At 47.0% G+C, this 12,108-nt stretch carries 14 protein-coding genes; 2 read left to right on the top strand and 12 right to left on the bottom strand.

Annotated elements, in window-relative coordinates:
- Positions 1-22: 22 nt before the first annotated feature.
- Genes cyoE through FIT99_RS09915 form a run of 4 tightly spaced genes read right to left on the bottom strand, consistent with a single transcriptional unit; the run spans position 23 to position 3,272 of the window.
- Positions 23-919 (bottom strand): heme o synthase, encoded by an 897-nt coding sequence (gene cyoE, locus FIT99_RS09900; RefSeq protein WP_189524735.1) that lies wholly within the window; start codon positions 917-919, stop codon positions 23-25.
- Positions 920-952: 33 nt separating this feature from the next.
- Positions 953-1,927, bottom strand: coding sequence for a COX15/CtaA family protein (locus FIT99_RS09905; RefSeq protein WP_140004132.1), 975 nt, complete (start codon positions 1,925-1,927; stop codon positions 953-955).
- 2 nt (positions 1,928-1,929) lie between these two features.
- Positions 1,930-2,544 carry an SCO family protein gene (locus FIT99_RS09910; RefSeq protein ID WP_140004133.1) on the bottom strand — a complete coding sequence of 205 codons (615 nt, stop codon included), beginning with the start codon at positions 2,542-2,544 and terminating at the stop codon, positions 1,930-1,932.
- Positions 2,545-2,546: 2 nt separating this feature from the next.
- Entirely contained in the window at positions 2,547-3,272 is a 726-nt protein-coding gene (locus tag FIT99_RS09915) for an SURF1 family protein (protein WP_140004134.1), read from the bottom strand.
- 49 nt (positions 3,273-3,321) lie between these two features.
- On the opposite strand from FIT99_RS09915, the gene FIT99_RS09920 reads away from it, so the two are divergent.
- Positions 3,322-3,522: a twin transmembrane helix small protein gene (locus FIT99_RS09920; RefSeq protein WP_140004135.1), complete on the top strand. Its 201-nt coding sequence runs from the start codon at positions 3,322-3,324 to the stop codon at positions 3,520-3,522.
- A 46-nt stretch (positions 3,523-3,568) separates the two neighbouring features.
- Here FIT99_RS09920 and FIT99_RS09925 read toward each other — a convergent pair whose 3' ends face one another.
- The 5 genes from FIT99_RS09925 to FIT99_RS09945 form a co-directional block, all read right to left on the bottom strand.
- Positions 3,569-4,501: a cytochrome c oxidase subunit 3 gene (locus FIT99_RS09925; RefSeq protein ID WP_140004136.1), complete on the bottom strand. Its 933-nt coding sequence runs from the start codon at positions 4,499-4,501 to the stop codon at positions 3,569-3,571.
- 43 nt (positions 4,502-4,544) lie between these two features.
- A complete protein-coding gene (locus FIT99_RS09930; protein ID WP_140004137.1) occupies positions 4,545-5,081 on the bottom strand; it encodes a cytochrome c oxidase assembly protein in 537 nt (178 codons plus the stop codon).
- Positions 5,082-5,257: 176 nt separating this feature from the next.
- On the bottom strand, positions 5,258-6,850 hold the full coding sequence (ctaD, locus tag FIT99_RS09935) for a cytochrome c oxidase subunit I (RefSeq protein ID WP_140004138.1): 1,593 nt from the start codon (positions 6,848-6,850) through the stop codon (positions 5,258-5,260).
- A 26-nt stretch (positions 6,851-6,876) separates the two neighbouring features.
- Positions 6,877-8,043 carry a cytochrome c oxidase subunit II gene (coxB, locus tag FIT99_RS09940; protein WP_140004139.1) on the bottom strand — a complete coding sequence of 389 codons (1,167 nt, stop codon included), beginning with the start codon at positions 8,041-8,043 and terminating at the stop codon, positions 6,877-6,879.
- A 20-nt stretch (positions 8,044-8,063) separates the two neighbouring features.
- Positions 8,064-8,525 (bottom strand): DUF2244 domain-containing protein, encoded by a 462-nt coding sequence (locus tag FIT99_RS09945; RefSeq protein ID WP_140004733.1) that lies wholly within the window; start codon positions 8,523-8,525, stop codon positions 8,064-8,066.
- Positions 8,526-9,048: 523 nt separating this feature from the next.
- Here FIT99_RS09945 and FIT99_RS09950 point away from each other — a divergent pair.
- Complete coding sequence (locus tag FIT99_RS09950) at positions 9,049-9,834, top strand: DUF2189 domain-containing protein (protein ID WP_140004140.1); 786 nt, start codon at positions 9,049-9,051, stop codon at positions 9,832-9,834.
- 147 nt (positions 9,835-9,981) lie between these two features.
- Here the strand turns inward: FIT99_RS09950 and FIT99_RS09955 are convergent, their stop codons facing one another.
- The 3 genes from FIT99_RS09955 to FIT99_RS09960 all read right to left on the bottom strand — a co-directional run bounded on the left by FIT99_RS09955 (position 9,982) and on the right by FIT99_RS09960 (position 12,098).
- Complete coding sequence (locus tag FIT99_RS09955; protein ID WP_140004141.1) at positions 9,982-10,590, bottom strand: PEP-CTERM sorting domain-containing protein; 609 nt, start codon at positions 10,588-10,590, stop codon at positions 9,982-9,984.
- A 569-nt stretch (positions 10,591-11,159) separates the two neighbouring features.
- Positions 11,160-11,336, bottom strand: coding sequence for a hypothetical protein (locus tag FIT99_RS12395; RefSeq protein WP_189524736.1), 177 nt, complete (start codon positions 11,334-11,336; stop codon positions 11,160-11,162).
- A gap of 120 nt (positions 11,337-11,456) precedes the next feature.
- Positions 11,457-12,098, bottom strand: a complete 642-nt coding sequence (locus tag FIT99_RS09960) for a hypothetical protein (protein WP_140004142.1) — start codon at positions 12,096-12,098, stop codon at positions 11,457-11,459.
- Positions 12,099-12,108: the final 10 nt, after the last annotated feature.

The raw sequence follows: 12,108 nt of genomic DNA on the forward strand, positions 1-12,108 counted from the left end.
CTGGCGTCATGTTTGGTCTCAATTAAACCAGATAATGATCTAACAGCAGCGCAGCAAAAATCAGGCTCAAATATAAAATAGAATACTTAAATGTGGTTTTGGCCAACGCATCTGAATAATGTCTATACAGACTCACCACATAGTACATAAACACGCAGTTCAATATCGCAGCAGCGGCCAGATATAACCAACCACTCATGCCCAGGCCAAACGGCATCATAGAAACGACCACCAGAATAATGGTATAGAGCACAATATGCAGCAATGTGAATTGCTCGCCATGCGTAACGGGCAGCATGGGCATGCCAACTTTTGCATATTCTTCACGGCGGTATAAAGCCAAGGCCCAAAAATGGGGTGGCGTCCAGGCGAAAATAATTAGAAACATCACCAAGGCCTCCGGCGATACCGTGTTGTTGACTGCGGCCCAACCGAGAATAGGCGGCATTGCACCCGAAGCGCCACCGATCACAATATTCATTGGCGTGGCTGGCTTGAGAAACACGGTGTAGATGACCGCATAACCGACAAACGTCCCCAACGTGAGCCACATGGTCAGCGGATTCACCCAATAATACAGCATGCTCAAACCAAGGCCGCCCAACACACTGGCAAATAGCAAGGTCTCCATTTGTGAAAGTTGGCCAGTGGGCAAGGGCCGCGCACGGGTTCGTGCCATCATGGCATCAATCTTATACTCAATCAGGCAATTAAATGCTGCCGCCGCCCCAGAGGCAAAAGCAATCCCCACGGTCGCTACCAGCAATGTCTGCAGTGGCACCATACCGGGCGTTGCCATAAACATACCAATCATCGCCGTAAAGACGATCAAGGCCGTCACCCTCGGCTTACATAGCGCATAAAAGCTGCGGGCGCTCATTCTTGCTGTGGCCAATTGGGTTATCCAGGTTGTTTGCATCGCGTTCTCCCCCTTTTATTTAATACGACTTGATTAATGTGATGTATTCAACAGTCTGGCGTGAATGGCTACTAACCAAACACCGAGCAAGGCTGCGCCAGCGTTGTGTAGCACCGCCAACACCAATGGCAAGTGCAGCAACAAATTTCCGATACCAATCAATACTTGGCACAACACAATGAGCAACAACCCCACGGCTAATCCACGCGAGGCCGTTTGTTTCCATAACAATGTTGCGCTGATTACCATCCACACCAACACCACCAAGGCGCCAAGACGATGTATCCACTGAATCGTGGTCAGCGCACTCAGATGCAATTGACCACCATCACGACTTTCACCCAAGGCGCGCGTCAGGTGAAATGCCTCACCGAGGTCCATTTGCGGCCACCACATGCCATGGCAAGTCGGAAAATCGGTACATGCCAAGGCTGCATAATTACTGCTGGTCCACCCCCCCAGCATGACTTGCAATAGCCACACCAGCAATGCCAATCGCACCCAGCGCTGCTGACCCACTGGCAAGGCGATGTGCGGTTGGCTGTAGTGGCGAAAGACGACCCAACTCAACAAGGCCAAAGTCGTCATGCCTCCTAACAAATGTAAGGTGACGATCACTGGTTTCAGTAACAAGGTGACCGTCCACATCCCAAGCAATGCCTGCATGCTAATCAGCACCACCAAGCCTGCTGACAGTTGCCAAGGCGTTTGAATGAAACGCCGTTGGCGATAAGCCAATATCCCTAAAGCAAGCACCAACAGTCCTAAACTGCCGGCCAAATAGCGATGTGCCATTTCTTTCCAGGCCTTGGCATGCTCTAAAGGCTTGTCTGGATATGCTTGTTGCGCATTTTGAATGGCGATCTCACTCTGCGGCACACTGAGCGCCCCATAACAACCCGGCCAATCGGGACAACCCAAACCGGCATCGGATAGCCTTACATAAGACCCCAACACCACCACACAAAACGCTACTACCGCAGCCAATAGACTCAACGTTTTAAACATGCTTAACCCGCCCAAGACGCCTTTAATAATTTGACTAAATCCTTACGTATCCACTTAGCTTCTATCGCTGGGGCATACTGCATCATCACATTGCCCAAGGGGTCAATGAAATAAACGCGTTGCGCATCAAGGGTATTCTGGCCACCGTTACTGAGCATCCGCCCCAAATCGACGATCTGCTCTGGCTGCCCATTAATAATCAACAAATCCGGGTAACGGGCACGAATCGCAGTCGTGTCGCTTTGCTGAGTGATCAATACGCGTTGTACGCGAATCATATCCTTGTAAAGGGACACATAAATTTGGCGCAAGTCATATAAGCGTTGCATGCAAACGGCATCGCAATCGCGCGCGATCAATACCATGTTCCATTTGTCCTGCCAGAATGCAGGCAAAGCTTGTTGTTGATCACTTACCCAATGCGAGGTGTGCATGATCGACACGGGCGGTTGAATCAGCTCGCCATAGCTTTTGCCGGTGGGGCGCCAGTCAAATTTAATCATCGCCACCACCACCAACAATGGCACGGTAAAAAATACAGCTAACAGCAAAAAAACCATGCGCCCTTTGCGCTGCTGTGCCGGATTGACCACTATTTCAGTGACGTTTTCATGCATGATCACACCCGTTTTTCTATCATCTGATACAAGCCAATGGCAACCGTTGCCAAGGCGAAGCCAAACCACTGGTAGGCATAACTGAGATGTTTCTCCACTTGCCCAGTTGGCACATCCCATTCACGCAAATAACCCTCAGCACTGGCTGGGTCAAGCTTGAGTACGACATCCGAAAAAATATATGGCACATGCTGACGCAAATAAGCAAAGTCGATCACGGGTTGCACCGTCTGCCAAGTCTCCGCCGGCTTGTCTAAACGGAATCCGGTTTTGGTTTGCTTCCAGAACAAGCCCGTAATCAATTGCTCGGAGGACGAGGTGTCAATATGCGGTATTTTCTGGTGGTCAACAAACCCGGCAATCCAGCCACGATTCACCCACACCACGTGTGTTTTGTCCTGCAACAAAAAGGGGGTCAGCACATGAAAACCAGCACGCCCTTCCGCTAACTGGTTATCGAGAAAAAAATTGAATTGCGGCAGATACATGCCCTTGAGAGACACGGTTTGCAGATGCAAAGCGTCGACCTTGGCATTGCTATCTAAATCGCTGGCCTGCAACTGAATTGCGCCGGCATGATGCGTCAATGCACGCGTGATTGCCTGCTTCTGTTCCGCTTTGTGCCATTGCCATAACCCCAACCTGACACAACTCCAGATTGCGACCACCATCACACACACCACCAGCCAGCGCACACGAACGACATACATTCCCAAGGGTATTTGCATTTTCCTACTTACGGCCCATAATGTGATCAACTTAACGCGAGATCACATCATGATCATTAAAATTGTCACCATTTTGATACTGATTACTATTGTCGGCAGTCTATTCTCTGCCCTGCTTTTTTTGCTGAAAGATAAGCGCGGTTCTGACCGCACAGTTAAAGCACTGACCATGCGAATCGGCTTATCCATCTTTCTGTTTCTTGGTCTGATTACCGCCGCACATTTTGGCTATATCGGCCACACGCTTTAGTTCACAGGCAGAACAAAAAGGGCGCGAACAGCGCCCTTTTTATTGCTTAAAGCATGTAGACGAAAATGTAGAGGCCTAACCAAACCACGTCGACAAAGTGCCAGTACCAAGCCACGCCTTCAAAGCCAAAATGATGCTCAGGGGTAAAATGGCCTTTAATACTGCGTAACCAAATCACAATCAACATCAGAGTACCGATAGTTACATGAAAGCCATGAAACCCTGTGAGCATAAAAAACGTCGCGCCATACGCCCCAGACTTCAGCGTCAACCCCATTTCAGTGTAAGCATGGTGATATTCCGCCGCCTGACAACACAAAAAGGTAATCCCCAAGGCAATCGTCAAAAACAGGCCTATAATCAGTTGCTTACGATTATTCTTGATTAAGCCCCAATGGGCCCAAGTAATCGTGGCACCTGAGCTCAGCAACAACAGCGTATTGATCAACGGCAAACCACTCCATGACATCGGATGAAATGCTGGATCAGGTTTGTAAGTCTCACCGAGTACCGTTCCACCGGGGCCTTGCGACGGCCAAGCACTCAAAAAGTCTTTGTAGGGGGTGATGTCTGGCGCATAGGAGGCCAAATCGGGCACCGAGAGCACCCGCATATAAAACAGTGCGCCAAAAAAAGCTGCAAAAAAAGCCACCTCAGAACAAATAAACACGATCATGCCAATACGGAAGGATTTATCCTCCCACTTTTTATATTGCCCAGTCAGGCTTTCAGTAACAACCGCGCTCAGCCACTTGAACATCATGGTCAGGATCACAGCCAGACCAAAATACATCATGTATTTACCAGGGGTCGCTAAATAAGATAACGCTGGATTTTTAAAAGAGCCGTCTAGGCGCGTATCCGAACCGGTGACGTTAAAAACAAAACCACTGGCCATCGACAGCAAACCGACAGAAATCAATGCCGGGTAGATGCTGCCATGCGGGACAAAATAGTGATTTTCTGAATGACTAGCCATGCATGAACTCCCTATCCTTAAACGTATTACACATCATTATTGTTTATTGACTTGCCGGAAAAAATGAATACGACAAAGTCATTTCTTGAACATCTTTAGGCAAGTCTGCACTGACAAAAAACCGTAGCGGCAGCGCTCTTACCTCCCCTGGTTTGAGCGTCTGCCTAACAAAACAGAAACACTCAATCTTCTTCAAATGTGCGGATGCTTTGCCCGGCGTGACACTCGGTATTGCCTGACCGGCGACCTCGACATTAGTCGTATTCTTCGCCTCAAACATGACCGTAGTCACTTGACCCGGATGCACCACGACACTGCTTTGCTTGGGGTAAAAGTTCCACCCCAAACCGGGCATCACCGAGGACACAAATTGCACAGTGACCTCACGTTTTAGATCCACCACCGCTTTTGCTGCACTCGCTGCCGAAGTATTGGTTTTACCGTTTAGTCCGGTGACTGTACATATCACGTCGTACAGCGGCACCAGTGCAAACGCAAACAACAGCGCACCTGCAATAATCCACACCAACTTCAATGCCAGCTTTTTATTTGCTGCCAGTTGCGCTCGCTCTAATGCCATAACCGTCTCAACTGCCGTTTATTTCCAAATAGTAAACATTGAGACTACGTACCAGATCACCGCCACTGCCGCCAACAGCCAAGCAATCTTTCTATTTGACCGTTTGGGATCATTCAAAATACGTCCACCTTTACAGAGTGCCAATCCATCCGGGATGGACTGGCTTTGATCACTTTTTATTTAACAACAGGCTGCTCAGTGAAGCTGTGGTAAGGCGGTGGGGACGATAATGTCCACTCCAATCCTTGCGCACCTTCCCAAACACGGTCAGTGGCTTTTTGTCCACCTTTTACACAGCTAATGATGATGTACACAAATAGCAATTGAGAAAGACCCAAGACAAATGCACCCACGGTTGAAATCATATTGAATTCAGCAAATTGCAATGCATAGTCAGGAATCCGGCGTGGCATGCCTGCCAGCCCGACAAAAAACTGCGGAATAAAAGTCACGTTGAATGAGATGGCTGTTAACCAGAAGTGCAGCTTGCCAAGTTTTTCGTTATACATGTGACCGGTCATCTTTGGCAGCCAGTAGTACACGCCAGCCATGATGCCCATGATGCCACCCGCAAACAGGGTGTAGTGGAAGTGCGCCACGACAAAGTAGCTATTGTGATATTGCGCATCGGCAGCCACATCTGCCAGCACCAAGCCGGTCAAACCGCCAATACCAAACAATATAATCCAGCCGACAGTGAACAACATCGGCGTTTCAAAACTCATTGAGCCTTTCCACATGGTGCGAATCCAGCAGTAGAACAGCACCGCTAAAGGCAGTGAAATCGCCATGGTGCTATACATAAAATACAACAAGGCCGGCACCGGCATCCCAGCGGTGAAGAAGTGGTGTGCCCAAACGACCACAGCCAAGGCACCAATCGCCCACAACGAGTAGACTTGCGCTTTGTAACCGTACATTGGTTTACGGCTGAACGTTTGCAGAATTTGTGGAATGAAACCCCAAACCGGCAACAACAGGATATAAACTTCTGGGTGGCCGAAAAACCAGAACAAGTGTTGGAACATGATCGGATCACCACCACCGGCGGCATCAAAAAAGTGTGTGCCAAAATGACGATCTGTCAGCAGCATGGTGACGGCGCCTGCCAGCACCGGAATCGTTGCAATCAGCAAGAAAGCGGTAATCAACCAACCCCAAGCAAACATTGGCATTTTCATTAATGTCATGCCTGGCGCGCGCATGTTGTAAATAGTCACAATAATGTTAATGGAACCCAGCACCGAGGAGATACCCAGCAGGTGAACCGCAAAAATAGCAAAGTCGACCCCAATGCCCCCTTGCACCGAAAGTGGCGGATAAAATGTCCAACCGGTCGCCAGCGCACCATCGCCTACCCCAAACAAGGCAAGCGTAAATGGTAATGTTAATAAAATGGCTGAAGGCGGCAGAATCCAGAAACCCCAGTTATTCAAGCGTGGCAAGGCCATATCTGGCGCACCGATCTGCAGCGGTAACATCCAGTTAGCAAAACCAGTGGCGGCGGGCATCAGCGCTGCAAAAATCATGATCAGCGCATGCACACCAATCAGTTGATTAAAAAACTCAGGGTTCATTAATTGCAAACCGGGTTTGAACAGCTCGGCACGGATGCCCAAAATCATTGAGCCCCCGACCAAAAACATCACCAACGAAAACGTTAGGTACATGGTGCCGATATCTTTATGGTTAGTGGTTGTTAACCAACGCATAATCCCAGTCGGGTGATCGTGATGCTCATCATGATGTGCTACGGTTGTAGTACTCATAGTGCTCTCCTAAAATCGCTCAAATATTATTCGCGTGCGGCTTTGACTTGCGCCGGCTGCACAATTGCATCAACTGCGGCGGTGTTGCCCAGCGCATTGCGCTCATAGGTAATCACTGCAGCAATCTCTGTGTCATTTAATGTGGCCTTCCAGGCGGGCATGACGCCCTTACCATTCAGCACACGATCCAGATGGCTATCTTTTTGGTATTTACCATCGCTGCCAAAAATCGCGCCCGTGGCAATTTTGCTACCGGTGAGTGCCGGAAATGCTGGCGGCAAGCCTGCGCCCGTCACCTGATGACACACCGCACAGTTTTTCTCGTAAACCACTTTGCCTTGTACCATCAACGCATCTTTGGTCATTTCTTTCACATCGCTGGCAGCTTTCTGCTCGTCCTGTTTTTTATTTGCCCACTGCGCAAACTCCTCTTTAGACACCGCATTCACCACCACTGGCATATAGCCATGCCCCTTGCCACAGAGCTCCTTGCATTGACCACGGTAGACCCCCGCCTTTTCTACCTGCACCCAAGTCTCACGAATAAAGCCTGGCACCGCTACTCGCGAGGAGCCAAACTGCGGCACCCACCAGTTGTGCAACACATCAGAGGCTGTCATTAAAATGCGCACTTTTTCGCCAACTGGCAGCACCAACGGGTTATCGACCTCGAGCAAATAATGCTCACCTTTGTCTTCTTCGTTGTGCATCTGACCATTGGTGGTGGCGAGGTTGCTGACAAATTTGATGCCTTTAGCATCTCCGTCCAAATACTCATATTGCCAGCGCCATTGCGAGCCAGTGATTTTGATTACCATGGTGGATTGGTCTCGCGTATCCTCCATCATCACCACGCTGTGGTAAGCAGGAATCCCCATGATGACAAAGTCAATCAATAGCAGAATAGCAAAAGGAATCAGCGTCCAGAAAATCTCAACCGCGGTTGAGGGCGCTTTATCGGCCACGGGTTTGTAGCCTTTGCTTTGACGGTGCGTCACGATGGAATAAATCATGATGGCTAACACTGCGACAAAAATCACCGCGGTAATCAGCATAAATTTGTTGTGTACGTGTAAGGTATCCAAAGCCATTGGCGTGACCGGCTCCGGAAAATTCCAAGTGAAGTCAGCACGTGCACTTAAAGACAAGAACAATCCAACTGCACCAACCCCGAGTTTCTTCATCCCTTGCATCTAATCGCTCCAAAATCCAGTTATTTAGTTTTTAGAAGTACCCGCTTCAGATGAGATGCCACTTGTTCGCGCTGCGCGTTGTCCATAGTATCTCGACCAAACTCAACTTCTTGATCATGGGACCCTATCCAGAGTGACGTCTTGCCATTCTCACCTTCCCTGAGCGTTACCCGGGCCCAATAACAATGAAAGCGAACGTGTTTTATTTTCCCCAACACACTTTGTTCGATTTCAATTTGATCCTGAACGATCGTGATTTTTTCGTAATCACTCGCATGACGCATGACCACCACAAACGCCAGAACCACCAACACCAACTCTAAACCGGCAAACGGCAACACCATCCAGGCACCCATGTGCAAAAATGCCAACGCGATCAGACCTGAAAGCACTAGCAAGCTTAATAACAGCTTGCTGACGCTCTCTGCAGAAGCAGAAGCATTTGGCCGAGTGATGCACTGTGTTTCGCAGATAGATAACATGCTTGCCAACCCCAAATTTGGCTTGTATCAGCCAAATTACGTTTAGTTACAAATTTGTTACATGTTGTAAATTATCACAAGACAAACAGGGTGACAAGACAAAAAATTGGGAATGTTCCCGTCATCAATGTAAATCTATGGCGAAAAAAGGTTAAAGCGCGTAGACCATATCCTGCACACAATCGCAGGCAACACTAGGCTATTAAACAGCCGCCAACGCCTTTGTTGACTCGCATCTGGCCCACATATCACGGTTGCATTTCACGCGCCAAAACAAACGCTCACGCATGCACCCGCCTTCCCTTATCGCGTCTCAGATTTTAAAAATCCACTGAACAGCCACGCAAAGCATCACTCGTAACGTGTGAATTTCGGTGGTATGCTAATCAAAAAAGTGTTTGCATTAATCGATAAAAGAACGTCGGCGAACAACGCACTTGGGCGGGTTTTAAAGACTCAAGTGCGTTCATTGTGTCGCTAACGTGTATTAGACGTGGCCGTAAATTAACCGGGAGTAAACCACATGAGCATTCACAACTTACCAGCAAATAAGGTCAGTCTCGATGATGAAATCATCATTCGTCATGTAGACGCCAATATCATCTTAGATTGGTTGCACGCAGGTGTGACCGACATCCATCTTGGTGGCAAAGCCAGCTTGTTTTACGGCATCATCTTTGCCGCCACCGGCGTGATCATTCATGCAGTATTTGCTGAAAATTATTGGTTATTGGCAGGGCTCTCAACGGGCTTCTTTTTGTTGGGCCCATTTTTGGCGATGGGGCTGTATGACTTGAGTAGACGCATGGAATCAGGCGAGCCGCCAAGCCTGCGCCCGACCCTCATCGCATGGCTACCAAACCTAGTCAATATCATGCTATTTACCGTGTTATTGATATTCGTATTTCTCGCCTGGGCGGGGCTCTCTATGAGCATTTTTGCCCATTTTTTTCACGGTGCTGAACCCACATTTATTGATGTCGTCATTAGCGTATTCACATTCAAACAGCCCACTTTTCTACTGATCTATTTTTCTGCAGGCGCTGTGTTTGCTGCCTTCATCTTTAGCATTAGCGTGATTGCCATGCCACTCATGCTAGATCGCAATACCAGCGCATGGACTGCCGCCATCACCAGTTTACGCACATGCGCTCGCAACCCAATCACCATGACCCTCTGGGCGGGTTGTATCGTCGTATTGGTGGGGTTTGGCCTAGCCACAAACTTTCTTGGGTTGATTTTAACTATGCCCGTCGTTGGTCACGCCAGCTGGCACGTTTATCGGCAGTTAATCGTCATCAAAGAATAAACCCCCGGCGCGCTAGCAGTGAATGCTCAACGAATCTAGTAAGACAAATTGAGCAACTGCCGATACGCCACAAACATCAACCTCGAGGCTTTTGCCCCAATAAAAAATGCCCTGATCAACAGGGCATTTTTATTTATTACTGCATGATTATTTTTTATTTTGACGACGCGCAGACAAGGTCAACAAACCCAAGCCAAGCGCAAACATGCCCAGAGACTCTGGCTCTGGCACTGGGGTGACCACACTCGGCGTGTACCAAGCACTACCGCCCTGCGCCGTTGTTAAACCTTGAACATGCGCAGCATAGTTAGTAAAAGTGACATCTTGAGAAAACGTTGCTCTCCATGAAACTGACTCATTCGCCGTCAAACGATTCGCTTCACCTTGACCAAGCACAAAACTAAAATCCCAGCCGCCTGTTGGACCACCCGCATTTGAAGCGCTCAATTTTGTCACGCCACCTGAGAGGTTGCTAATATCAAGAGTAACGGCATTTCTGCCGACCAAGCTGATATCAGGATCAGTTTCAACAACCAATCTTCCGATAAAAGCACCACTGGTGAACAACGCGTTTAAATTATTGGTCGTCAACGTAAAATCATACACGCTACCTGAACCTGTGACGCTCAAGCTAGCGAAGCTAGAAGAGGGCGCGTAATCGCCCGACAATAGAACACCAAAGTACTCAACTGCCGCCTGTGACGACATTGAGCTTAACAACAAGCATGAGGCTAACAACGATTTCAAGAGTTTCATAAAAGCTTTCCCGAGTGAATAAGAGTTGATTGGTTTTAATTTAATTATCGCAATAATAAATTGAATTCAAGTTAATTTATATAACTCTTGGGTAAATGTAAAAAAAGCTCCGATTTATCAACGCGTTCTCCTGAAAGCGATGTCCTCACAGGCTGACAATTAATGAAGTATCATGGGCTGTCTAGTTAAAAGACCTGTCATCTGGTGACGAACCCATATGCTTCAATCGACAATAAAATAAAGCGATTGATATCAAGAGACGGTATGATATGAAAAAGGCCTAGATTTCCATCTAAGCCTTTGAAATTCTTACGTTTTGCGTCTTTTTGATACTGTTTGAAAGTACTACATGGTGCGGGAGCCTGAACCGAATGATTTGTTTTAAGCAAATATATACGCCATTTAAAGAAAATTTAAAATAACTGTTACCCCTAAAGTTACCCCACTTTAGTAAAAGTGACGTGCAAATAATTAATTGAATCTCTTACATTAAATTTTTGTAGTTCTATTAAAAACATGAATATTCTTGCTGTAAGGAGCCACCAAATATTGCTGGATATGCACAAAGATCACAACTCCCCATTATGACTTTTGAATTTTCCACTTTCTAACATCTGATCATCTGTTAACGCAGAGGACTCCAATGGCTCATCTAGCCTAGCCAAATCATCAAAACTTTCTCCAGACTCAAGCTTAAATTTTCTATCTGATGCTAAAAATAGAGTAAAGCAATTAAGTGGCTTCATGCACACCTCTCTAATTTAAACCAATCAACTGTGCCTCGAGCTTCGCTCGAACTGCACGACCAATTCGCTAAGCTTTTTGGGCAAAAGATGGAAAAACTCATAAAGCACTCACTGAATGATTTACATTTTTACTTTTCTGAATGAAAAAACAGCGAGTAAACCAAAGGTTAACATAAGAGTTGTATTTGATTCAGGTACAGGTGTGGTGACCGAGCCAGTTAAAATAAGACCTGTGCTTAGGTCTGAGCCCAGGCTTATATATTCTGTCGAGTAATTACTTTTTATAAACGTTTTTGTTTTATCGCCCACATCGTAAAATACGAGACTTCCACTAAAAGTACTCCAAATTTCTGGTGGAAAATCAAAAACCGCCCAGTAATAGTTCGGAGTTAAGGTTAACTCAAATCCATTAATTCCTTGCCAGCCTGGGCTTGTAATATTGATTACTTTGCTTACAAGACTGTCACCTGGCTGAGCGTTCTTATTATCAAAAATTGATACCCTCACCCCCCCAGAATATGTCACATTAAACAAACTGGATAACGAGTTAACTGTTGAAGTGTTTTTGATATCAAACAAGACTGCAATAGATTGTCCATTATCAACAACACCATTTGAATCAAAAATGTAAGACGTTGGCCTAATTAAACCAAGACCAAGAGTTTCATTTGTATTGCCAGTGTCAAAAATAATTGTTGTAGCGCCTATGTTTGTACTAAAAAATATGTACGCTAACAAAACAAGCAACTTTGTGATTTTCATTATTAACCTC

This window comes from Methylophilus medardicus, from assembly GCF_006363955.1.
Lineage (GTDB): Bacteria > Pseudomonadota > Gammaproteobacteria > Burkholderiales > Methylophilaceae > Methylophilus > Methylophilus medardensis.